The following is a 24,954-nucleotide window of genomic DNA, read 5'->3' as shown; positions in this document are numbered from 1 at the left end:
GAGTATTATGGCATAGCAATTGAAGAGGGTACTTCTACAACTAATTAGTATGTTTACTTATCCACCTACTCCCGCGATTTTGCAATGGTTGAGTCAGGGACAGTTTCCTAGTCGGTTACATAGATCAGTCAGAATGTGGTTAATACTCGATCGCCTTTATGGAGGACAATTTAACTGGGTTCAATCTCTATCCCAGCCATTTCGTTATAGCCAATTACGCGATCGTCTATTTTCTCTCAGTCATAGCAAAGGCGAAACTTTATCAGCCCAAGAATTAACCGTAAATTGTTCTGACCCCAAATGTTTATGTCATCAGTCACTTAGTACCATATTAAGCCATAGTAACTTACCTCAAAGTTTGAGTGAATGGGTAACTGAAACATCCCAACGCACAGGCTTATCTGTCGCGGAAATTCAAACTCACCTAGATGACTGTCCTTTTGCTACCGTTCACCGTTCATTACGAGACGATTTAACCCTGTTAGCATCCCAGGGATGGTTAAAGCATAGAAACCGACAAGGCTATTATTCTTTACCTCCCCAACAGTTACCAAAGCCACCTATAGCCCCTCAGTCTAACCGCCACTTTGAGCAACTATCTTCTAGCCAGAAATCGCATCTTATCCATATATTAGAATACGTGGCTTTTGTACAGCCAGATATTGACATCGCCATTAATACATTGTGGGAGGAATTGACTAACTCAACGCCTAACTCATCTGACTATTTGACCGAGAAAAATCGGCGGATATTTCTGCATTTTGACTATATTCTATCCTCGGAAATTCAAGAAAAAGTCGATGATTGGCAACAACAAATTGAATCCTTATGGTATAATCATGATGGTGGCATAATTCAATTTAAAACCTGGGTGGCAAGGGAAAACCGGGTGGCTTTAGTTACAGTGTATCCTGTGTGTTTACACTATGCTAGACGCGCTAAATATCTAAGTGCTTATGGAGTTGATCCTTGGGGTGAAATTACTTGGCATAATTATCGACTCGATCGCATTATGTCTCCCCAATTGAGGATTTTATCCTGGGATGATCCAGCAGTTCCTCAACTGCTCAAAAAACAGCACGAAACTGGTACACTTCCTAATCCTGGATGGATTGAAGAACAACTAGAGGAAGCCTGGGGGTTTAATTTTTATCTACCTAAAGCTCTATTGATTATGCGCTTTCCTGTAGACTTTGCTAGTAATTATGTGGATGATACTGTGAGACATTCAACTTTTCAAAAAATCCCTTATTCGGAATTATTTAGCTCCGTTGAAACCCAGATTAATAATAGGGAAGAAAGACAACTTATCCAGAAAATTTTGCGGCAACGTTCTCCTGATGATGCCTACTATCAAGCATGGGTGAGGGTCGGTGATATTAACATAGTGATGCGACTGCGAGACTGGCGACCAAAGGGAGAAATAATTGCACCAGTTGTGCTACGTCAACAAATGTGGGAGGAGGTAGAAGCCGAACGTTTGCATTATGGTCAGGACTTCAGCAATTAACAGGCTGATTAAATGTTAATACAGGCATTAACAAATTTATCAAATTTTCGCGAGTAAATATCAAGCCATGGTTTCAATTTCTAGCTGGTCTAAAAAAGAGATAATCATTCATAAACTGCGCCATCATATTCATAGTGCCGCCACTGAGTTTGCGATTTCTCCCGAAATTGTGGGAGGGATTATTTTAGATGAATTACAACGGCGAGGTTTTAAAGATGATTGGGAAGAAATTATTGCCAGAATTTTCCCTCGGTTAGTTTATTGGGCTAACTGGTCTATTGGGGTGGCTCAATTTAAACCCAAAACGGCGGAATTAGTCTATAGTGAATTATTAGATGATTATCCGAGACCTGTAGCCATTGTGCGATCGCTTCTTGATGATGCTTTATCCTGTCGTTTAGTCGCCGCCTATTGTCGTTATATTATCAATCTCTGGAAGCCAGTATATCCCCAGGCGGAAAATACTAATATTGACCAAAATGGCGCTCGTTTGTTAGGAACCCTGTACTCCCTAGAAGCTACGGGAACTTGGGGAGTAAATGATAATCCCATATTTAATGACCGAGGAGAAGGTATAGTCTCTAGTATGCCGAAAATTAGGCAATTAATTCAGGATTAAAAAAACCCAGATTAATTACTTGGTTTTTCGGGAAAATTTAGCCAATCACTTGCTAAAAATCCCCAAATCTGCTAAACTGGAAATCATACGATAAAATGGGCGCGGTCTGTGACTAAAGATACCGAAGACCAATTAAACCCGTCCCCTGATAGCGGGTGGAACCTGTGGGACTCAAGCTATAACCTCGACTCGGAGACAGCAGAAATCAGCAGGCGAGAAAGACAAAAAGCCCTTGATAGCATAGAGTCTAGCCTACGTCCGGGACAGGATGCGATGGGTAAATGGAAAGGGGGACCCTTGGCGGTTTCGGCGGTTCCTGGTGCGGGAAAATCGACGGGAATGGCCGCGGCGGCAGCTTTAGCGATCGCCCGTCATCAACTCAACCCCCAACGCCAATTAATCGTTGTCACCTTCACCCGCGCCGCCGCCAGTAATATCCGCGCCAAAATTCGCCAACACCTGAACAACCTATCCATTCCCCCCGTCGGCTTCGTGGTGAATACCCTCCACGGACTAGCGCTATACATTGCGACCAGTCACCCGGAATTATCAGGCTTAGACCTAGACAACTTCACCTTAGTAGTTCCCACTTCCAGCCACCGCCTAATCCGCGCCTGTGTGGAACAGTGGATAACCCATAATCCCCGCCTGTACGAAACCCTAATCGAGGGATGTCAATTTGACTCGGAAGAAACCGAAAAATTGCGGCGGCGATCGGTTTTGCGTACCGAAGTTTTACCAGAGTTAGCCTGGAAAGTTATTCAGGAAGCCAAAAGCTCTGGTTTAACTCCCGACCAGTTGCGAAGTTTAGGGCAAAAAATCCCGGACGATTACGAAATCATGAACATAGCGGCTGGGTTATATTATAACTATCAACAACTGTTACAAAAGCAGCCATTTTTGGATTATGAGGAAATGATTTTAGGGGCGTTGCGAGTCTTGGAAAATCCCCCAATCCGTCTCCGTTGGCAACAGCGAGTTTTTGCGGTGTTTGAGGACGAAGCCCAAGACTCGACACCATTGCAAAATAAACTCATAGAAATTTTAGCCCAGGATAGTAGTAATAACTCAGATTTGGATAACTTAAACTTAGTGCGAGTGGGAGACCCAAATCAAGCGATTAACTCAACATTTACCCCCGCCGACCCGGTGTATTTTCGTCAATTTTGTGAAAACTGCGAAGCCTTGGAAAGGTTAGCCACCATGGATAGGGCGGGACGTAGTAATCAGATTATTATTGCAGCGGCTAACTTTGTATTAAAGTGGGTAAATCATAAAGTTTCTCAGCCAAATGAACTTCCGTTTAGAGAACAGGAAATTCGCCCGGTTGACCCGGATGACCCACAAGAAAACGCCAACCCTAATCCCACAGGAAAAGGATTAGAAATATATGAGCCGGAAAATATTTATGATACAGTTAACCTCATTGTTAAGCGAATTATATCCATTTTTCAGCAACACAAGGAGGGAAGTTTTGCAATTTTAGTCCGAGAACATCGCCAAGGAGAATTTATCGCTAATGCACTGCGTCAACCCCAAGAATATGACCTAGAGGTTAACTTTAGTGATTATCCAATTACCATATTTGATGCTTATGAAAGCACTCGTCAGTCTCATATTCCTAGGGAAATGTTGCACTTACTGCAATTTATACACCGTCCCCATTCTCCCGAATATTTGAAGGCTGCTCTCAAAGTATTAAGCGATCGCCATCGTATTCCCAACCAAGATTTTAACATACTAGCAGCACAGCCAGAACAATTTTTATATCCCAGTCCTCTCTCACCTCCTCAGCCAGAAACAGTCAGCCGCTGTCGTCAACTTTGCTGTAACCTAATTAAAGCCCGTGTCGAACTTCCCGCTTATGAATTAATTGCATTTCTCGCCCTCGCTTTACAATACGAAAAAAGCGAACTCGCCAGCGCCGATAAACTCGCCACTAAAATTTCTCAGAAGACCGCAGGAAATCAATCCTTATCGGCAATGTTAACGGCTTTGGATGAAATGGTTAGTTCCGAAAGATTTGAGACCATAGAAGAGGAAGAAAATTCAGATGATAGTATTTTTACCCGTCCCGGTCAGGTAACAATTATCACCATGCACAAAGCCAAAGGACTAGACTGGGATTATGTATTTCTGCCATTTTTACATGAAAAAATTATCCCCGGCAACCTGCGAGTTAATCCCCAAATCAGATTTTTAGGGGATTTTACCCTATCGGAAGTCGCTCGCGCCCAAATTCGCGCTAACCTCCATAATTCCCAGCAATTACCGGATATAACCACGGCTTGGGAACAGGCAAAATACCTAAAAACTGCTGAGGAATATCGCTTACTTTATGTAGCCATGACTAGAGCCAAACGGCTGTTATGGATGTCCGCCGCCCAACGGGCCCCTTCTTATTGGCGCAGACCAGAAAACCAGGATAAACAAAGACCATGTCCGGTTTTAGCTGCCTTAAAAAAAGAATTTCCCCATAGTTTCATATCTAGGAGTTACAATGAAGATAATTAATTAGGTATCCCCTTGTAATTCATCGACTGTAAACAATCAACTCTCAACTATTTCCCATTATGTTGAAGTTTAAACTACCTTTACTGTCACTTTCCCTTTCCGTGGCTACCTGACTGAGTGGTTGTACTCAGGAGACACCTTTTGAATGCACAGATGCGATCGCTTGCGTTACCATTAACCCAGGAGAACCTATAAAAATAGGAGTTCTGCAAACTCTGAGTGGGGGAACTGCTCCCGGTGGTATTGATCAAGTCCGTACCATTGAACTGGTGGTAGAACAACAGGGAGATATATTAAATCATCCCATTCTTCTCAAAGTTAAAGCAGAATTTATCATTGAAATTCCAGTCAATTAATAATTAATAATGGTAGGGGCGGGTTCTGTTGTCAATTCTCCATCCCCACGACTTAATGAATAAACTCGCCCCACCGTGTTGAGAAACCGGGTTTCTTTGAGAAACCGGGTTTCTTGACCTTTGGGGGAGAAACCCGGCGATAATTAATTAATAATGGTAGGGGCGGGTTCTGTTGTCAATTCTCCATCCCCACGACTTAATGAATAAACTCGCCCCACCGTGTTGAGAAACCGGGTTTCTTGACCTTTGGGGGCTGTTAGTATAACTCATACTTGAGTAAAGTGCAGGGTAGGGCCCCATTGTATAGGGGTATACGTTGGGAAGTTCTTAATCCAATGCGCTTTGATAGGGCTTTGTTTCCGGTAAAGATAAACGCCGTCCACCCCTTAAAGCGTTGTTTGAGAATATCCCCAAGTTGCTGATATAAGTCTCCCAACTCCTCCACATTTCCTAAACGTTCCCCATAGGGAGGGTTGCAGACAATTAAACCATTATCCCCGGTGGGTTCCACCTCTGATAGGTATGCCTCCCATAAGCTAATATGACTATCTACGCCGCACTTTTTGGCATTATAATTGGCTTGGGCGATCGCTTCTGAATCGCGATCGCATCCCCCGATAGAGATCTTCAAATCTTCCCGACAACTAGCTTCCGCCTCCCGGACCAACTGCTTCCACAGAGACTCATCAAAATCCGACCACTTCATCAAAGCAAATGTTTCACGAAATAGCCCTGGCGCGACGTTGAGGGCTTTTAAAGTCGCTTCTAGGGGGAGAGTACCAGAACCGCACAAAGGGTCTAAAAACGGGCGATCGCCTTGCCATTGTGCTAAGTCCAATAACCCCGCGGCCAGACTTTCTTTAAGGGGTGCTTTTCCCACCGCCGGACGATATCCCCGCCGATGTAGACTAGGACCAGAACTATCTAGGCTGAGGATGCCATGATTACCGTTAATATGCAGATTTATGTGTAGATCAGCATCCAAAATATCCACCGTTGACCGCTGACTAAACTTGTCTCGCTGTTGGTCAACGATCGCATTTTTCACCTGTAAAGCCGTAAAATGGGTATGATTTAACTGTCTATTTTTACCCGTACAGTGAACCGATAAAGTCTGATGGGGTTTAATATATTCTTCCCAGTCTATTTTCTGGACTTCCTTATAAAGGCGATCGCCATTCGGACAGGGAAATTTCGCTATGGGAACCAAAACCCTAAAAATAGTTCTCGACCATAGATTCACCTTATAAAGCAAGTGGCGATCGCCACTAAAACTCACCCCCGCAAAGTCCGGCTTTACCTGTCTCGCGCCCAAACTTTCCAACTCATTAGCCGCCACCGATTCCAACCCATGAGCCACCGTCGCAAAATACTCAGACATTCAACTACCGCTCACAATTTCACCCGAATATTTACTAGGTGCAAATACCAACTCTCACATGGCAGTTTACCATCACAACCACAATTCTATATCCTTTTTACTCCAATCTAAGCAGCCAGACACATATCTGCAATCAAAATTTCATCAGACAAAGCCCATATATGGCACTCTTAATTAAAAGCGGAGATTATGGGAGCGACCATTAAAGCGATCGCCCCATTTCACTCACACACCACATAAGAATGAAGCATATTTAGCAGAGACATAACTATTGTTTTTTCAGAAAGGACACCGACGACTGGCCGTGTTTCGTCTCGGTGTCCCAACTGGTTCGCTCCTCACACGATTGTAACTCTAGCCAACCCCCATAGTTTTGTCAACACTTTTATCAAAAAAAATTTTGATGAATGCCCAAAACCCTTGCCAAATAGGTAATTTTTATAGTTCCCCACACCGTTAGCAATGGATGTTTGCTTAGACCCATTCAGCAGCGAATAGGGGGGGTCAGTCCCCACCTTCGATAAATTCTGACCCTAAAGCGACCCACCCAGGTTGTCCAACCAATTAAGAATCAGAGGATTAACCACAGTTGGCCGTTCATCGTGGGGACAGTGGCCAGTTTCGGGAATAGAAACAAACTCAACCGATGCACCAGTTGTCGCTAAATCCCGATAAATATCAGCACCCTTAATCGGAGTCCAGGGGTCATTTTCCCCCCAGATTACTAATAAAGGACGCTGTAATTTCGGCAAAAGTTCCGAAGGGCGAGGGCCAGCCGGGGCGGTTAAAATGGAAGCAAAAACCTGTTGTGCGCCCACATCATTAGAGGGTTGATAGAGTAAATCCACCAACTCATCTGTGATTGCGTCTCGGTTTCCGTAGACTTGGCGGAGGGTGTTGCGGATGCGGTGTTTTTGGCGGACTTGGTTAAACACAAACGGCCCAATAGCCGGGGAAGCGACTAGCTTAGTAAATGTTCCCATGACCACCCGTAGGGGAAAATTCAACTCTTCCGGGCGATGATTCAAGCCTCCCGCGCAGTTTAACAGGACTGCCCCCCGGCAAATATCCGGGTAATTTACCGCCATCATTAAACTCAGCAGCGCCCCAATGGAGTTACCGACAAAAACAGCAGGTTCTCCCACTTGTTCACTCCAGAAATCCCGCAGCAATTCTTCCCATAGGTCTAAGCTATAATCAACGGCTGGTTTCCCAGAAGCCCCAAAACCCAATAAATCTAAGGCAAAGACCCGATATCCTCCAGCGGCTAAAACGGGGATATTTTGTCGCCAATGACCAATAGAAGCCCCAAACCCATGGACTAAAATCAGGGGTTGGCCTGTTCCCTGGACTGTATAGCGGATTTGGTGACTTTTCCAGGTCCAATCGAGAGGTTCCAAACAACTACGGACAGTAACAGACGGTTGGGTTGCGGTCATATTGTGAACTTTTGTAAACTCTGTACTTCCATCATACAACATAAATAATTAATAATTAATAATTAATAATTAATAATTGTAGGGGCGGGTTCTGCTGTTAATTCTCCCACCCCACCAGGATATTAATAAACCCGCCCTCCGGGTTCTGCTGTTAATTCTCCCACCCCACGGTTGGCTTAGAAACCCGGTTTCTTTGAGAAACCGGGTTTCTTGACCAATAATTAATAATTAATAATTAATAATTAATAATTGTAGGGGCGGGTTCTGCTGTTAATTCTCGGACCTCACCAGGATATTAATAAACCCGCCCTCCGGGTTCTGCTGTTAATTCTCGGACCTCACCAGGATATTAATAAACCCGCCCTCCGGGTTCTGCTGTTAATTCTCTCACCCCACCAGGATATTAATAAACCCGCCCTCCGGGTTCTGCTGTTAATTCTCTCACCCCACGGTTTGCTTAGAAACCCGGTTTCTTTGAGAAACCGGGTTTCTTGACCAATAATTAATAATTAATAATTAATAATTAATAATGGTAGGGGCGGGTTCTGCTGTTAATTCTCTCACCCCACCAGGATATTAATAAACCCGCCCTCCGGGTTCTGCTGTTAATTCTCTCACCCCACCAGGATATTAATAAACCCGCCCTCCGGGTTCTGCTGTTAATTCTCTCACCCCACCAGGATATTAATAAACCCGCCCTCCGGGTTCTGCTGTTAATTCTCTCACCCCACCAGGATATTAATAAACCCGCCCTCCGGGTTCTGCTGTTAATTCTCTCACCCCACCAGGATATTAATAAACCCGCCCTCCGGGTTCTGCTGTTAATTCTCTCACCCCACGGTTTGCTTAGAAACCCGGTTTCTCAAAGAAACCGGGTTTCTTGACCACGATAGGGGCGGTGCGTCAAAGGAATGAAATTTGCGGTTAACCCGATAGGTTATCCCTCTGACGCACCCTACTTCTATAATTTATAAAGGCGATCGCTTTTCTATCCGGTGTAACAACCGCGCGAAAAACTGCAAAGGCTCTTTTCCCTTTCGGTACTCAGAAGCCTTGCAGTTATGGGGGAACAAAGCCCATTAGCATTAGGGCTGGGTTCTAGTTATATCTTCTATGCGCTGGGGTCTTAACTCACAAAGGAGCCATAGGACAGTCCCAGAGCCTACAATATACAGTATATCTCAGATGATGAGAATTGTCAATGAATCTCAATGGCTCGGAACCAAATAGATTTTTTCACAGAGTAAAAAAGGGATATGATTAGACTAGAAGATATAACTCGTGGTACAATTATTAAAGGGATTTTGCCTAATGAAAATGTTACCGTTATTGATGCTGCTTGGTATGGTGATGATGCGATTGAATTGACCTATAAAGATAGTCGGGGGAAACCTGGTAATGAACTACTATTTCGCAGTGACCAAGATAGATTAGAAATTGTTAGGGATGGACAGCCCTGGAGTTTTGACGGAGATGGTGCTATATTTAGATTGGTTTCGGAAGCTCACCGCATTCGCCTGGCTCATTTGTTTGACCCTCGGCTGGCTGTTCATACTTCTTTGGTGGAACCTCTCCCACACCAAATTGATGCCGTTTATAACCAAATGCTGAACCGTCAACCTTTGCGGTTTTTGTTGGCTGATGACCCCGGGGCGGGTAAAACTATTATGGCAGGATTATTTATTCGGGAATTGTTGATTAGGGGGGATTTACAAAAGTGTTTGATTGTCTGTCCGGGGAGTTTGGCGATACAGTGGCAAGATGAATTATATCATAAGTTTCACCTACCTTTTGAAATTTTGACAAACGATCGCCTTGAAGCAGCCCGCAGCGGGAACGCCTTTACAGAAATTCCCCTACTGGTCGCCCAATTAGATAAACTGAGCCGTAATTCCGATTTACAGGCGAAACTCAGCACAACTGATTGGGATTTGGTCGTAGTTGATGAAGCCCATAAACTCTCGGCTTCCTTTTTTGGGGGGGAAATTAAGGAAACCAAGCGCTATAAATTGGGGAAACTTCTGTCGGGTTTGACCCGCCATTTTTTGCTGATGACCGCTACGCCGCACAATGGGAAAGAAGAGGATTTTCAGCTATTTTTGGCTCTGTTGGATGCCGATCGCTTTGAGGGGAAATTTCGGGATGGTGTCCATGTCTGCGAGACCGCTGATTTGATGCGTCGCCTGATTAAAGAAAACCTGCTAAAATTTGATGGTCGTCCCCTGTTTCCGGAACGTTGCGCCCACACGGTGGAATATCGTCTTTCCGAGTTGGAAGCCATCCTTTATAAACAAGTAACCGACTATGTGAAAGAAGAATTTAATCGCGCCGATAACCTCACCCAAAAAGGACGTAGGGGAACCGTAGGTTTTGCCTTAACTATTCTCCAGCGTCGTCTGGCTTCCTCTCCCGAAGCCATTTATCAGTCTCTGAAACGACGGCGCGATCGCCTCCAAAAAAGACTGCGGGAAGAACAGCTAATCCACCGAGGACTCAAGGGGGAATTAGACCCGGGAAGGATGATTGATCAACAAGACATTGATGATGATTTGGAAGACTTACCCAGTAGCGAGAGGGAAAACATCGAAACCGAAGTCGTTGACCTGGCGACCGCTTCTCGGACTATTCAGGAATTACAGACAGAAATCGAACGTTTGCGCCAATTGGAAGAGTTAGCCCAACGGGTGCGCCGCAGTGGGAAAGATTGCAAATGGGAACAATTATCTAAGGTTATGGAAAACGAAATTTTTGCCTTTCCTAACCCCCACAATGGCGATGATGAACCGGGACAGAAAGCATTGCGGAAACTGGTAATTTTTACCGAACATCGCGATACCCTTAACTATTTGCGCGATCGCATTAAAACCCTTTTAGGTCGTCCTGAAGCCGTAGTTACCATTCATGGAGGTATGGGACGGGATGAACGCAAAAAAGCCGAAGAAGACTTTAAACAGGATGTTACCGTCCAGGTATTAGTAGCCACCGACGCAGCGGGGGAAGGAATTAACCTACAACGCGCCCATCTTATGGTTAATTATGACCTACCTTGGAATCCCAATCGTTTGGAGCAGAGATTTGGGCGCATTCACCGGATCGGACAGACGGAAGTTTGTCATTTGTGGAATTTGGTCGCCGGGGAAACGCGGGAGGGGGATGTATATTTATCCCTGTTGCGGAAACTGGAAATTGAGCAAAACGCCCTGGGGGGTCAGGTGTTTGATGTGTTGGGAAAAGCGATCGCTCAGGTAGAATTGCGGGAGTTACTCATTCAAGCTATCCGCTATGGCGATCGCCCTGATATTAAAGCCAAACAGCAGCAATTGAGCGATCGCCTGAACCGGGAATATTTGCAAACACTCATCGAAGAAAAAGCCCTCGCGAGAGACTCCTTGGATACCACCAAAGTTCAAGCCATTCGGAAGGACATGGAAAGGGCGCAAGCGCGGAAACTCCAACCCCATTTTATCGGCTTATTTTTCCAGGAGGCTTTTACCCGCCTAGGGGGAACCATGCGACTCCGGGAACCCCAACGTTATCAAATAAACAACGTTCCCGCCGTTATTCGTCATCGCGATCGCCAAATAGGACTGAGTGAACCTATACTAAGACGTTATGAGCGGATCTGTTTTGAGAAGGACTTGATCAGCCTTCCGGGGAAACCCATAGCCGACCTAGTTTGTCCTGGTCATCCCCTTCTTGATGCCACCCTAGACCTGATTTTAGAACGTCATCGAAATCTATTGCGTCAGGGGAGCATTTTGGTTGATGATAGTCCTAACCCGCAGCCAGAGAGAATCTTAGTTTATCTGGAACATAGCATTCAGGACGCGCGAACCGACTCCAACGGACAGCGGCGGTTAGTCTCCCGCAGAATGCAATATGTGGAACTTCCCTGTAGTCTGTTTCCCGACGGCGACCCGACTCCCTCCCCCGCTATTAATGGGGGATATGCGCCTTATTTGGACTATCGCCCCCTCACCGAAGAGGAACATAAAGCGATCGCTCCTTTTCTGCCTAATTTACCGCCAAAAGAGGACATTGAGAAACAGGCGACTACCTACGCCATTACCCATTTAGTCCAACCCCACCTGGAAGAGGTCCAGAAACCCAAACAGGAACTCATTGATAAAACCCTAGTCGCCGTCAAAGACCGACTCACCAAGGAAATTAACTATTGGGACCAAAGGGCTGTCAGTTTGCGCCTGGATGAAAAAGCCGGGAAACCCAATGCTAAACTTAACTCTAGCAAAGCCCAGCAACGGGCGGACGAGTTAGCCTCCCGCCTAGAAAAAAGGCTCCGCGAACTGGAAGACGAGCGCCGACTTTCACCTTTACCCCCCGTGGTGGTAGGGGCAGCTTTAATCATTCCCAGCCACCGTCTGGCAGCCCTACAACCCCCCTCGCGGAAGATTTCCGACACTTTTGCCCAAAACCGGAAAGCCGTGGAATTAGCGGCAATGGAGGCGGTGATGCGGAAGGAAAGGGAGTTAGGCTATCAACCGCGAGACGTTAGCGCCGAAAAGTGCGGTTATGATATCGAGTCGGTCATTCCCGAAACCGGACAATTGCGGTTTATCGAGGTGAAAGGACGCATTGAGGGGGCGCAAACGGTGACGGTGACTAAAAACGAGATTTTGACGGCCTTAAACCGACCTGATAGCTATATCCTAGCATTAGTGGAAGTTCCAGGCGATCGCATTTCCTATATCCGCCAACCGTTTCAGCAACAACCCGATTTTGCCGCCCACAGTATCAATTATAGTTGGCGAGACCTAATAATTAATAATTAATAATTAATAATTAATAATTGGGGAGTGGCGGGTTAGAAACCCGGTTTCTTTATAATTAATAATTAATAATTAATAATTAATAATTGGGGAAAACTGTTGTGGCGGGTTAGAAACCCGGTTTCTTTATAATTAATAATTAATAATTAATAATTAATAATTGGGGAAAACTGTTGTGGTGGCTGAGAAACCGGGTTTCTTGACTTGTGGGGGGAAACTCCGTTGACTGGAGGCTGAGAAACCCGGCTTATTTCTGGTGGCTGAGAAACCCGGTTTCTTTGAGAAACCGGGTTTCTTGACTTCTGGGGGGAAACTCCGTTGACTGGAGGCTGAGAAACTCGGCTTATTTCTGGAGGGTTAGAAACCCGGTTTCTTTGAGAAACCGGGTTTCTTGACTTCTGGGGGGAAACTCCGTTGACTGGAGGCTGAGAAACTCGGCTTATTTCTGGAGGGTTAGAAACCCGGTTTCTTTGAGAAACCGGGTTTCTTGACTTCTGGGGGGAAACTCCGTTGACTGGAGGCTGAGAAACCCGGCTTATTTGTGGTGGCTGAGAAACCCGGTTTCTTTGAGAAACCGGGTTTCTTGACTTGTGGGGGGAAACTCCGTTGACTGGAGGCTGAGAAACCCGGCTTATTTGTGGTGGCTGAGAAACCCGGCTTATTTCTGGTGGCTGAGAAACCCGGTTTCTTTGAGAAACCCGGTTTCTTGACTTGTGGGGGGAAACTCCGTTGACTGGAGGCTGAGAAACCCGGCTTATTTGTGGTGGCTGAGAAACCCGGCTTATTTGTGGTGGCTGAGAAACCCGGTTTCTTTGAGAAACCCGGTTTCTTGACTTGTGGGGGGGGAAAGCCGGGTAGGTTATCCATATAACGCCACGAGGGCGATAATAATTAATTATCCATTATTAATTATTAATTATTAATTATTAATTATTAATTGATGCCTGACCAGCTATACTGGGAGTCGGTGTCTACACTGCTTCCCATGACCTACCGCAAAAAACTCATCGAAGTTGCCCTACCCCTCGAAGCCATTAATATGGAGTCCGCGCGGGAAAAGTCTATTCGTCACGGACACCCCTCCACTCTGCATTTGTGGTGGTCGCGGAAACCAACGGCTACAGCTAGGGCGGTGCTTTGGGCTTCTTTGGTAGATGACCCCAGTAGTTGGCCGGAAAAATTCCCCACCCTGGAAGCACAAACCCAGGAAAGACAACGCCTTTTTGATATCTTAGGCCGAATTGTGGTAGATACCGATAAGAAGGGGAAACAAAAACAGGTGGTGCGGGGTTTGGTGTCTTGGGATGATATCAAAGACCCCCAGGTTATTCAAGACGCACAAAGGGAGATAGCCCGCTGTTTGGCGTGGGGAAGGGGGGAAAAACCACCCACGAAACCGGAAGAGGTCCGGGAGTATATCGCCCAGTATGCGCCACCCGCCTATGACCCTTTTGCGGGAGGTGGGTCTATTCCCCTGGAAGCGCAACGGTTGGGGTTGGAAGCCCATGCTAGTGATTTGAACCCGGTGGCGGTATTAATTAATAAGGCGTTGATTGAAATTCCCCCTCGGTTTGCGAATTTACCCCCGGTGAATGGAGATGATAGAAAACGGACTGGGTTGGAGTCTTGGCGTGGCGCACAGGGGTTGGCTGCCGATGTGCGATATTATGGAAGTTGGATGCGAGAGGTGGCTGTTAACGGCATTGGGGATTTATATCCTCCGGTGACTTTGGAAAATGGCGACAAGGCGACGGTTATTGCTTGGTTATGGGTGCGGACGGTGACTTGTCCTAACCCGGCTTGTGGCTGTCAAATGCCTTTAACGAGTAAGTTTTGGCTTTCCACAAAGAAGGGAAAGGAGGCTTGGGTTGAGTATGCCATTAACGGGGAAACTAGCCCCCCCGAAATTGATTTTGTGGTGAAGACGGGGAAGGGAAAACCACGGGAGGGGACGGTTAACCGCCAGGGGGCGGTTTGTCTGGCTTGCGACACTTCTGTAAAGTTGGATTATGTGCGGTCAGAAGGCTGTGAGAAGCGCATGGGGGCTAAATTAATGGCTATTGTGGCTGAAGGTAAAAATGGCAGGATTTATTTACCCCCCACCAAACCACAGGAAAATATTGCTTTTTCCGCTAAACCAACATGGAAGCCGGAAACTGAGTTACCCAAAGAAGCGCTAGGGTTTCGGGTACAAAATTATGGCATGACGAAACACGCTGATTTATTCACCTCCCGTCAATTGGTGGCTTTAACTACTTTTAGTGATTTGGTCGGGGAAGCTAAAGATAAGGCTTTTCAAGATGCCCTGGCTGTGGGATTATCTGATGATGATATTCCCTTGAATAATGGCGGGAATGGCGCGAGGGCTTATAGTGAAGCGATCGCAGTTTATTTGGCGTTTGCTTTAGATAAATCTGCTGATTATTGGTCTAATCTTTGTAGCTGGCATTCTTCTGGTGAAAAAATGAGAAATACCTTTGGACGGCAAGCAATTCCAATGATTTGGGATTATGCAGAATGTTGTCCTTTTAGCCAATCATCAGGAAACTGGATGGCTTGTGTTGACTGGGTTTGGAAAGTTATTGAAAATCATGATAATGTAAATGTTAAAGCCGGGGTATTTCAACATGATGCACAAGTGAACCATGAGAATGACTCACAAGCCAAAATAGTCTCAACCGACCCGCCCTATTATGATAATATTGGCTACGCGGATTTATCCGACTTTTTCTATGTGTGGCTGCGTCAATCTTTGGGTTCAATATACCCTGATATTTGCAGCACCCTGTTAGTGCCGAAATCTCAAGAATTGATAGCAGCCCCGCACCGCTTTGAAGGCAGCAAAAAAGGGGCTAAAGAATTTTTTGAAGCCGGATTAATGCAGGCGTTTAAGCGCATGAATAGCATAGCTGATGCTAACTATCCGCTGACCGTTTATTATGCTTTTAAACAAGCCGAAACTGATGCTAAAGATAAGGTGGCTTCTACGGGTTGGGAAACCATGTTAGAAGGGTTAATGCAGGCTAACTTTAGCATTGGTGGAACATGGCCAATGCGTAGCGAATTGAGTAACCGCATGGTTGCCAGTGGTACAAACGCCCTCGCTTCTTCTATAGTGTTAGTGTGTCGTCCCCGTGGTGAGAATGCCGCACCAACGACCAAGCGAAAATTTTTAAGTGAATTGCAAAACGAACTCCCCCAGGCGCTAAAAACGCTGCAAGAGGGAAACATCGCCCCGGTTGACCTAGCCCAAGCCAGTATCGGACCGGGTATGGCAATATATAGCAAGTATAGCGAAGTTTTAGAAAACGATGGCAGCAAGTTGACCGTCCGCAGCGCCCTACAATTAATTAATCAACTCCTAGATGAATACCTGACCGACCAAGAAGGGGAATTTGACAGCGATACCCGTTGGGCGTTAACATGGTTTCAACAATACCAATTCGACCCCGGACTATATGGGGAAGCGGAAACCCTGTCGAAGGCGAGAAATACCAGTATACAAGGGTTAGAAACGGCGGGAATTTTAACCGCGAAAGCCGGGAAAGTCCGGTTGCTGACACGGGATGAACTCCCGGAGAAATTGACGGCGGAAAAAGATACACGCCTCCCCCACTGGAAACTCACCCAAGGGCTAATTCAGCGACTCCTAGAAAAGGGAGAAACCGGGGCGGCGGAGTTGCTGTCTGGGCTTCGACAACAGAAAGCGGAGGTAGAAATAGCCAGGGACCTCGCCTATCGTCTATATAATTTATGCGATCGCAAAGGATGGTCATCGGAAGCGATCGCCTATAATAGTCTAGTAGTATCCTGGCCGGAAATCACCCGTTTAGCCAGTGAGTTTGCGGCTAAACCTTCCCAAGGGGAACTTTTCAATTAATAATTAACAATTAATAATTAATAATTAATTGTAGGGGCGGGTTAGAAACCCGGTTTCTTTGAGAAACCGGGTTTCTTGACTTCTGGGGGGGAAACTCGGTTGACTTGTTGGCGGGAAACCGGGTTTCTTGACTTCTGGGGGGGAAACCCAGTTGACTGGAGGCTGAGAAACTCGGCTTATTTGTGGCGGGTTAGAAACCCGGTTTCTTTGAGAAACCGGGTTTCTTGACTTCTGGGGGGAAACTCGGTTGACTTGTTGGCGGGAAACCGGGTTTCTTGACTTCTGGGGGGAAACTCGGTTGACTTGTTGGTGGGAAACCGGGTTTCTTGACTTCTGGGGGGAAACCCAGTTGACTGAAGGCTGAGAAACTCGGCTTATTTGTGGCGGGTTAGAAACCCGGTTTCTTTGAGAAACCGGGTTTCTTGACTTACGGGGGGAAACTCGGTTGACTTGTTGGTGGGAAACCGGGTTTCTTGACTTCTGGGGGGAAACCCAGTTGACTGGAGGCTGAGAAACTCGGCTTATTTGTGGCGGGTTAGAAACCCGGTTTCTTTGAGAAACCGGGTTTCTTGACTTACGGGGGGAAACTCGGTTGACTTGTTGGTGGGAAACCGGGTTTCTTGACTTCTGGGGGGAAACCCAGTTGACTGGAGGCTGAGAAACTCGGCTTATTTGTGGCGGGTTAGAAACCCGGTTTCTTTGAGAAACCGGGTTTCTTGACTTACGGGGGGAAACTCGGTTGACTTGTTGGTGGGAAACCGGGTTTCTTGACTTCTGGGGGGAAACCCAGTTGACTGGAGGCTGAGAAACTCGGCTTATTTGTGGCGGGTTAGAAACCCGGTTTCTTTGAGAAACCGGGTTTCTTGACTTACGGGGGGAAACTCGGTTGACTTGTTGGTGGGAAACCGGGTTTCTTGACTTCTGGGGGGGAAACCCAGTTGACTGGAGGCTGAGAAACCCGGCTTATTTGTGGCGGGTTAGAAACCCGGTTTCTTTGAGAAACCGGGTTTCTTGACTTCAACAGGTGAACACAATTGGCGGTTTTGGCATATAATTGATCTCAATTACGCATCCTACCGATTATGGCTATCAGCAATCATGAGAGAGTTACTCGCGCTTTAAGGATACTCCAAGAAGGATTGTATCCCTTCGTGGAAAGGGAAATGCGATCGCATTATGGCGATAATCACTGGTTGACCGCCGCCAGCGCCTCCCTCCCCGATAATTATGTTAGCCGACAATCTGTCGAGGAAGTCCTGAAAAAAGATGTATCCGCCCTGCTGATTATCCTGTGGGAACATTGGAATGACGTATTTCGCCAAATTCTGGGAAGGAGTGAACGCAGCATTGCCAGCGAATTGCGCGACAACCGCAACCAATGGGCGCACCAAGGGACTTTTTCCACTGATGATGCTTACCGTATCCTTGATAATATCGCCCGTCTCTTAACCGCTATTTCCGCCCCAGAAGCCAGCCAAGTGGAAAAAGAGAAAAATGAATTGATGCGATCGCGTTTTGAAGCCGAAGCCCGTCGCGAAAGAAGGAAAGTCACCGTCACCCCCACGGAAGGACAACCTCAAACCGGACTCAAACCCTGGCGAGAGATTGTTACACCTCATCCTGACGTGGCTGGCGGGACTTTCCAACAAGCAGAATTCGCCGCGGACTTATGGGAAGTATACCTCGATCAGGGGTCTGATGAATATAGAGACCCGACCGAATTTTATCGCCGCACTTACCTCACCGAAGGCCTAAAACAGCTTCTCAGTAATGCACTGCTACGGTTGAGTGGTCAAGGGGGAGACCCGGTAATTGAATTGCAAACTAACTTCGGCGGCGGCAAAACTCACGCCCTGTTATCCCTCTATCACCTTTGCCAAGCCTGCCATATTCATAACTTACCAGGGATGGAAGAGATTTTTCAACAGGTGGGTATATCTCAACCTCCCCAAAATGTTAACGTGGCTGTGTTGGTGGGGAATAAACTGCCCCCCAGTGGCATTAAACCCTATGGAAAAGGCGATCGTAACCGCCCCCCCATAATTAAAACCCTCTGGGGGGAGTTGGCTTGGCAGTTGGGAGGAGAAGAAGGTTATCAAATGTTGCGGGAGGCTGACGAAACGGCAACTAATCCCGGTGATATACTTAAACAACTGTTTAACCACTTCTCCCCCTGTCTAATTCTGATTGATGAATGGGTCGCCTATGCTAGACAACTCCACGAAAAACCTGATGTGGTGGGGGGGACTTTCGATACTCAATTCACTTTTGCCCAAACTTTGAGTGAGTCCGCCAAAAATGCTAAGGATACCCTGCTGGTGGTGAGTGTTCCCGCGTCGGATATTGAAAAAGGCGGCGAGAAGGGATACGAAGCGACCGACAGGCTGAAAAATGCGATCGGTCGCGTAGAGTCCCCTTGGCGACCTGCCAGCGCCGAAGAAGGTTTTGAAATCGTCCGGCGGCGCTTATTTCAGTCTACCACGGATACAACTCTCTTGGCTCAACGAGATGCGGTGATAGATACCTTTTACAATATGTATCGGGAACATAGCCAGGAGTTTCCCACGGATACCAAGGAGGCTAACTATAAACGCCGTATGCGAGAGGCTTATCCTATTCACCCAGAATTGTTCGATCGCCTTTATGAGGACTGGTCGAGTTTAGATAAGTTTCAGCGGACCCGTGGGGTTTTGCGTCTCATGGCTAAGGTGATTCATACCCTATGGGAACGTAATGATGCTAATCTGTTGATTATGCCGGGAAATGTGCCGATGGATGACCATCAAGTGCAGTCGGAACTTACCCGCTACCTGGAAGATAATTGGACTCCCATTATTGATAAAGATGTCGATGGACCATTATCTTTACCCCTAGATATCGATCGCCAATACCCTAATTTCGGCCGTTATTCGGCTTGTCGTCGCGTTACCCGCACTATCTACATGGGGTCAGCACCAACCCAGAAAGCGGCTAACCGTGGCTTGGAAGACCGTAGAATAAAACTAGGTTGTGTGCAACCGGGAGAGTCGGCCGCGACTTTTGGGGACGCACTCCGACGACTCAGCGATCGCGCTACCTATCTCTATGTTGATAATAACCGCTACTGGATTTCCACTCAACCTAATGTTAACCGCACAGCCGCAGAAAGGGCTGATCAGTTTCTCGGTGAAGGCGATCGCTATTTGGTCGAGGAGGAAATTGTTAAACGTCTCAAAAAATTTGGCGATCGGGGTATCTTTACCACGGTTCATGTGGCCCCCAATTCTAGCGGGGATATCCCTGATGATAACCGCTCCGGTGTGCGTCTGGTTATACTCCCCCCACAATTCCCCCACGACCAAGGCTTAAATTTACAGAGTCCGGCTTGCCAACGGGTGGCTGATGTGTTAGACTACAGGGGGGAGACTCGTCGCTATTACCAAAATACCCTGGTGTTTTTGGCTGCTGATAAAACCAAGTGGGAAACCCTGGGAAAAAATGCCGCCCAATATCTCGCCTGGGAGTCCATTTGTCGCGAAAAGGAAGAGTTGAACCTAGATGCTTTTCAGGCTAAACAAGCCCACACCAAACTACAGCAGTTTGATGATGATGTCCAAAAGCAGATTTCCGAAACCTACCAATGGTTATTAGTCCCTGAACAACCAGACCCCAAAGAAGCGATCGCCTGGAAAACTATCCGCCTCCGTAATCTTGAGTCCTCCCCGACACTTAACGCCAGCAAAAAGGCGATCGACGAATCCCACCTCTCAGATACCTACGCCCCCCTAAACCTATATTTAGAGGTGTTGGCACCCTTCGTCTGGCGCGACAAAAACCACATCAGCCTACAGGATATCTGGGAATATCTAACTAAATATCCCTATCTGCCCCGCCTCAAGGATGAACAGGTTTTGCTAAAAGCGATCGCCGACGGCGTATCCTCGACCGCTTGGAGTCAGTGGTTTGCCTACGCGGAAGGCTTCGATCCAGAAACCGGCACCTATCAGGGACTGAAAGCCGGGGAATCCATCAATCCTACAATAGCTCAAAATAGTTTAATTGTCAAGCCCGATGTAGCCCAAAAACAGTTACAACTGAGCCAGCAGCCCAGCCCCAATTCCTTGGAGCAATATTCCGCCCCCTCACCGGGTCAGGAAAGGGAGGTAAATGCGATCGTAGGGGAGGACATAAACCCCGGAAATTATAGAGTTTCCCCGGCTCAAAATCAGCCCCTAAGACGCTTTTACGGGGTGGTAGAAATTGAGGCTTTACGACTCAACAGAGACGCGGGAGTAATTAGCGATGAAGTCATTCAACATTTAATCTCTCTCAAAAACACCAAGGTAAAAATTACCCTAGAAATTCAGGCAGACATTCCCGACGGTATCCCGGAAAATGTAGCCCGGACAATTATGGAAAATTGCCAAACCCTAAAATTCCAGCAAAAAGGCTTGGAAACCAATTAATAATTAATAATTAATAATTAATAATTATTACCCTCGTAGCGTCCGAGGGATAACCTATCGGGTAAACGGCAAATTTTATTCATCTGACACACCACCGATATCGCGGTCAAGAAACCCGTTTGTCCCAGAGGTCAAGAATAATTAATAATTAATAATTAATAATTAATAATTATTACCCTCGTAGCGTCCGAGGGATAACCTATCGGGTAAACGGCAAATTTTATTCATCTGACACACCACCGATATCGCGGTCAAGAAACCTGTTTGTCCCAGAGGTCAAGAATAATTAATAATTAATAATTAATAATTAATAATTATTACCCTCGTAGCGTCCGAGGGATAACCTATCGGGTAAACGGCAAATTTTATTCATCTGACACACCACCGATATCGCGGTCAAGAAACCCGTTTGTCCCAGAGGTCAAGAATAATTAATAATTAATAATTAATAATTAATAATTAATAATTAATAATTATTACCCTCGTAGCGTCCGAGGGATAACCTATCGGGTAAACGGCAAATTTTATTCATCTGACACACCACCGATATCGCGGTCAAGAAACCCGTTTGTCCCAGAGGTCAAGAATAATTAATAATTAATAATTAATAATTAATAATTAATAATTAATAATTATTACCCTCGTAGCGTCCGAGGGATAACCTATCGGGTAAACGGCAAATTTTATTCATCTGACACACCACCGATATCGCGGTCAAGAAACCCGTTTGTCCCAGAGGTCAAGAATAATTAATAATTAATAATTAATAATTAATAATTAATAATTAATAATTAATAATTATTACCCTCGTAGCGTCCGAGGGATAACCTATCGGGTAAACGGCAAATTTTATTCATCTGACACACCACCGATATCGCGGTCAAGAAACCCGTTTGTCCCAGAGGTCAAGAAACCCGGTTTCTCAATTATTAAATTAATTTTTGCTTGAGTTGCTGTAATTTTTCTGGGGTAAGAATTACCTTGACATCCAATAATTGTGCCGGGTCTCTAAATAGTATCATTAAGCCATTATTGCCCACGGCAATATGAGGATTTTCGATATTGATGGTGTCATATTTAAGCTCAGGGATACTAACTTTCAGCACCAGTTGCTGTTGAGATTGAGAGAAAATATAAAGCTGTTGGTGGTCAAGGTAAAGCACCATTTTCCGGGGGGTGATACTACGTTGGTCGGGGTTGTTTGGTTTACTCCAAAAAATGGTGATTCCCCTGATTTCGGGGTTGCAAATTACAAAATTTTCGTCAAACTTTTGGGGTTCCCAGTTTAACTGACTGGGGTCTGTATCCTGTGGCATAAGTCGCTGTTGCCAGTCGATTTTAATATTCTGGAGGTTAGCCCACCATTGTCTAATAACTTCCAGGTTATTGGCATTATCAGGGTTGCTGCTGCCTAACTCCCAAATAGTTGTGCTATCCATGTTAATTGTCTCTAGTTGAATTTAATATTAGTTAGATTGTACAACCTGAATATATGCACCGATGAATTTGCCGATTGTTTTTCATCCCGACTATGTAGCCCCCCTGCCACCAGGACACCGTTTTCCGATGCCGAAATTTGGGTTACTTTGTGATATGTTACTCCAAGAAGGCGTAATCAGACGATCGCAACTTCACCTACCCAAACTGCCACCTACTGAGTGGATCGAATTAGTCCACCACCGGGACTATGTAGAGGCTTACTGTCAGGGGAAACTAGACCCGAAAGCACAACGTCGCATAGGTCTCCCCTGGAGTCAGGCTTTAGCACAGCGGACCTGTATCGCAGTGGGGGGTGCCATATTGACGGCTAAACTAGCATTATCTCACGGTTTAGCCTGCAACACGGCCGGAGGCACTCACCACGCCTTCCCTAACTATGGATCTGGTTTCTGCATATTCAATGATATAGCGATCGCTGCCTGTGTCATGCAAAAATTAGGACTAGCCAAAAAAATCCTGATTGTGGATCTTGATGTACACCAGGGGGACGCAACGGCGGTAATTTTTCAAGATAACCCCCATGTATTTACCTTTTCAATGCACTGTCAAGCTAACTTTCCGGCTAAAAAACAAACAAGCGATCGCGATATTCCCCTAGCCGTGGGTATGGAAGACGAAGAATATTTGCAAATTTTAGCCAGTCATTTACCTGACTTGCTTACGGAATTTCGCCCAGATCTAGTGATCTATGATGCAGGAGTAGATACCCATATTGGCGATCGCTTAGGAAAATTGGCCCTAACTGACTCTGGGTTATGGCGGCGGGAAATGCAAGTTTTGTCTACCTGTGTGGGAATGGGATATCCGGTGGCGGGAATTATTGGCGGTGGTTACTGTGAAGATATGCAGAGTTTGGTTTACCGCCATTCTCTCCTACACCGCGCCGCTACGGACGTTTACCGCCAGTATCGCCTGTAATTAGATAATAGTAGAAAGTGAAAATATGATGATGAATTATCTGTTAGGGATTTTTTGCGGCGTTGGTTTAAGCGCCGCCTGTGGGTTTAGAATATTTGTACCCCCGGTAATTTTGAGCACAGCCGCCATATACGGCGATTTTGACCTACCCCCCGACTTAGAGATTTTGGGAACCGAGACGGGGTTGATAGCCGTCGCTACTCTGTTAGCAGTGGAGGCGATCGTCTATTTTATCCCCGGAGTCGATCATGCTTTGGATATCCTGGAAGCACCGATCGCTATGGTGGTGGCTACTTTGATTGTAGCTGCATTTTTACCAGACATGGAACCTCGGTGGATGTGGACAGTCTCTATAATTCTGGGGGCTGGATCAGCCGGAGTGATTGAAATGTTAATGGGTATTACCCGTGTCGCCTCTACTATGGCCACCGGAGGCTTGGCTAATCCATTGGTATCCACAATGGAGTTGCTGTGCGCTATGATCTTATCAGTATTGGCGATTTCTCTGCCTATATTGGGGGCGATAACAGTGGCGATCGTACTGGTGTTGGTAGTTCCGAAAATTTTGAGACGTAATTGGCAGCGATCATAAGTTGTGAAATAGGATTTTTACCCCCCACAAAGTTGCCCCGGTTGGCATAGGTGGAAAATGGCGATCGCCCCTGTGAAAATGGTAACAATGTCTCCAGTGATGCAGTGGCTTAGAATTGCTGTCAGCTAATATCAAAAAACCGACAGTGGGACACAACTACTATGAAACTCGAATCAAACGCTGACATTTTAGCCCCTCTCAAAAATAACATTTTATTTGATAAACTACCTCCCAAAGCCCAAGAATGGGCGGAAAGTTTGCCTTGGAAACAGCGGCGCTATTTACTGTCTTTGTGTTATATATTCTGTGCCTCCCCTCCCGAAAAACAGGCGGAATTTTTAGATGAATATACCGCCGATGGCTTAGTGTCTAAATTACTGGAAGATATCGACTCAATTAATCGGATTCAAAGATACTTTAACTGGTTTAAAGTGACTAGCCCCTTGACCGAGGGAGTTCTCCGCAAATATATCCGTCAGTTTTATATACACTCCGCCCAAGATGCCAGATGTCAGCCAGATATCTACTTGGAATCAGCTTTAAAATTGGTAGCCAGCACCCAAGAAAAAGAGAACGTTTTTAATTATATTGTCGGCTTTGAATTGATTAAAATCATGTTCACAATGAGTTGGCAACAACACGAAAGACTCGCCCGACTGCAAAAAAATCAGGACGATTTTATCAAACAATATATTAAACCTATTCAATATGCCCACCGCATTAATCGCCTGGTGGTCCCGAAAGATGAAAAAGTATTTTTTGCCAAACGAGATTATTTTGTGAAACCACCGGAAGTCAGTTCTCAAAAACTCATGGCTTTAATTATGGCAACTTTTACCACTGACCAAATTGTTAACTGTGGCTTTTCTGTAACTAGGCATATCCGGGCGCTAGAATTTGATTATGACTATATTTTTAACTTTTCGGAATCGGAAAGTATTTTTCCTTGGAACTCCGAATCAATGCTAGAATCAACTTAAAACTCACTCTCAGAGTGGGTCTTAGTCGTCATG

Annotated in this window: 12 protein-coding genes; 9 read left to right on the top strand and 3 right to left on the bottom strand. The window is 45.9% G+C overall.

The features are described 5' to 3' along the window. Positions 1-49: 49 nt before the first annotated feature. The 3 genes from XZ46_RS18650 to XZ46_RS18640 all read left to right on the top strand — a co-directional run bounded on the left by XZ46_RS18650 (position 50) and on the right by XZ46_RS18640 (position 4,643). Positions 50-1,510 carry a TIGR03985 family CRISPR-associated protein gene (locus XZ46_RS18650; protein ID WP_008052595.1) on the top strand — a complete coding sequence of 487 codons (1,461 nt, stop codon included), beginning with the start codon at positions 50-52 and terminating at the stop codon, positions 1,508-1,510. 67 nt (positions 1,511-1,577) lie between these two features. Continuing rightward, the gene (locus XZ46_RS18645) at positions 1,578-2,129 is read left to right on the top strand and encodes a hypothetical protein (RefSeq protein ID WP_008052592.1); all 552 of its coding nucleotides are present in this window, start codon (positions 1,578-1,580) and stop codon (positions 2,127-2,129) included. A gap of 108 nt (positions 2,130-2,237) precedes the next feature. Next, complete coding sequence (locus tag XZ46_RS18640; protein WP_006624312.1) at positions 2,238-4,643, top strand: ATP-dependent helicase; 2,406 nt, start codon at positions 2,238-2,240, stop codon at positions 4,641-4,643. 612 nt (positions 4,644-5,255) lie between these two features. Here XZ46_RS18640 and XZ46_RS18635 read toward each other — a convergent pair. Continuing rightward, positions 5,256-6,380 (bottom strand): THUMP domain-containing class I SAM-dependent RNA methyltransferase, encoded by a 1,125-nt coding sequence (locus tag XZ46_RS18635; protein WP_008052590.1) that lies wholly within the window; start codon positions 6,378-6,380, stop codon positions 5,256-5,258. A 533-nt stretch (positions 6,381-6,913) separates the two neighbouring features. Next, positions 6,914-7,819, bottom strand: coding sequence for an alpha/beta fold hydrolase (locus XZ46_RS18630; RefSeq protein ID WP_046321873.1), 906 nt, complete (start codon positions 7,817-7,819; stop codon positions 6,914-6,916). 1,256 nt (positions 7,820-9,075) lie between these two features. Here XZ46_RS18630 and XZ46_RS18625 point away from each other — a divergent pair. The 3 genes from XZ46_RS18625 (at position 9,076) to XZ46_RS18610 (ending at position 20,931) form a co-directional block, all read left to right on the top strand. Next, a complete protein-coding gene (locus XZ46_RS18625; RefSeq protein WP_008052586.1) occupies positions 9,076-12,609 on the top strand; it encodes a DUF8742 domain-containing protein in 3,534 nt (1,177 codons plus the stop codon). Between the two features lie 982 nt (positions 12,610-13,591). Continuing rightward, positions 13,592-16,486 carry a DUF1156 domain-containing protein gene (locus tag XZ46_RS18615; RefSeq protein WP_008052584.1) on the top strand — a complete coding sequence of 965 codons (2,895 nt, stop codon included), beginning with the start codon at positions 13,592-13,594 and terminating at the stop codon, positions 16,484-16,486. Between the two features lie 1,082 nt (positions 16,487-17,568). Further along, positions 17,569-20,931: a Swt1 family HEPN domain-containing protein gene (locus XZ46_RS18610; RefSeq protein ID WP_008052582.1), complete on the top strand. Its 3,363-nt coding sequence runs from the start codon at positions 17,569-17,571 to the stop codon at positions 20,929-20,931. Positions 20,932-21,860: 929 nt separating this feature from the next. Here the strand turns inward: XZ46_RS18610 and XZ46_RS18605 are convergent. Further along, the gene (locus tag XZ46_RS18605; RefSeq protein WP_006624321.1) at positions 21,861-22,370 is read right to left on the bottom strand and encodes a hypothetical protein; all 510 of its coding nucleotides are present in this window, start codon (positions 22,368-22,370) and stop codon (positions 21,861-21,863) included. 61 nt (positions 22,371-22,431) lie between these two features. Between XZ46_RS18605 and XZ46_RS18600 the strand changes: the two genes are divergently transcribed. The 3 genes from XZ46_RS18600 (at position 22,432) to XZ46_RS18590 (ending at position 24,921) form a co-directional block, all read left to right on the top strand. Then, positions 22,432-23,349, top strand: a complete 918-nt coding sequence (locus XZ46_RS18600) for a histone deacetylase family protein (protein WP_006624322.1) — start codon at positions 22,432-22,434, stop codon at positions 23,347-23,349. Positions 23,350-23,374: 25 nt separating this feature from the next. Then, positions 23,375-23,941 (top strand): DUF4126 domain-containing protein, encoded by a 567-nt coding sequence (locus tag XZ46_RS18595; protein WP_006624323.1) that lies wholly within the window; start codon positions 23,375-23,377, stop codon positions 23,939-23,941. A gap of 161 nt (positions 23,942-24,102) precedes the next feature. Next, complete coding sequence (locus tag XZ46_RS18590; protein WP_006624324.1) at positions 24,103-24,921, top strand: hypothetical protein; 819 nt, start codon at positions 24,103-24,105, stop codon at positions 24,919-24,921. Positions 24,922-24,954 lie beyond the last annotated feature (33 nt).

It is taken from the genome of Limnospira indica PCC 8005 (assembly GCF_000973065.1).
Taxonomy (GTDB): Bacteria; Cyanobacteriota; Cyanobacteriia; order Cyanobacteriales; family Microcoleaceae; genus Limnospira; species Limnospira fusiformis.
Note: the sequence above shows the minus strand (reverse complement) of the source record. Positions and strands in the feature narration are given on the sequence as shown.